This is a genomic window from Stenotrophomonas sp. 01N47 (assembly GCF_056399165.1).
Window position 1 is genome coordinate 1 of sequence record NZ_JBFTQU010000055.1, and the last position, 454, is coordinate 454.

A 454-nucleotide genomic window follows, 5' to 3' on the forward strand; every position below is an offset into this window, starting at 1 on the left:
GGCCGCGTATCGTCGCAAACTGGCCGGGCGGGGCCTGCGTCAGAGCATGTCCCGCAAGGGCAATTGCCTGGACAATGCGGCGATGGAGAGCTTCTTCGGCACGCTCAAGTCAGAGTGCTTCCGGCTAGAGCGCTTTGCGGACATCGACCAACTGCGACGCAGCATTGCCGAATACATCCGGTATTACAATCACGACCGCATCAAGCTAAAGCTAAATGGGCTGAGCCCYGTGCAATACAGGACTCAGCCCTTGGCCGCATAACTTACCCGTCCAACTTTACGGGGTCAGTTCACAGSGCCYCTTTTTCGTGTCCGCTGTTACTCAATTACCGCTGAAGGTCGGTTTCCGCTTCTCCAGGAATGCCGACACGGCTTCGCGATGATCCGCCGACTGGTGCGACATCGCCTGGAACCCGGCCGACAACTCCAGCAAGGTATCCAGCCGCGTGTGCAT

The 454-nt window shown here is 58.5% G+C and carries 1 protein-coding gene; it reads left to right on the forward strand.

Going from position 1 to position 454, the window contains the following annotated elements:
* The coding region (locus AC1DKR_RS21180; protein ID WP_478035118.1) for an IS3 family transposase at window positions 1–262 on the forward strand (262 nt) is incomplete at its 5' end.
* Between the last annotated feature and the right edge of the window lie 192 nt (window positions 263–454).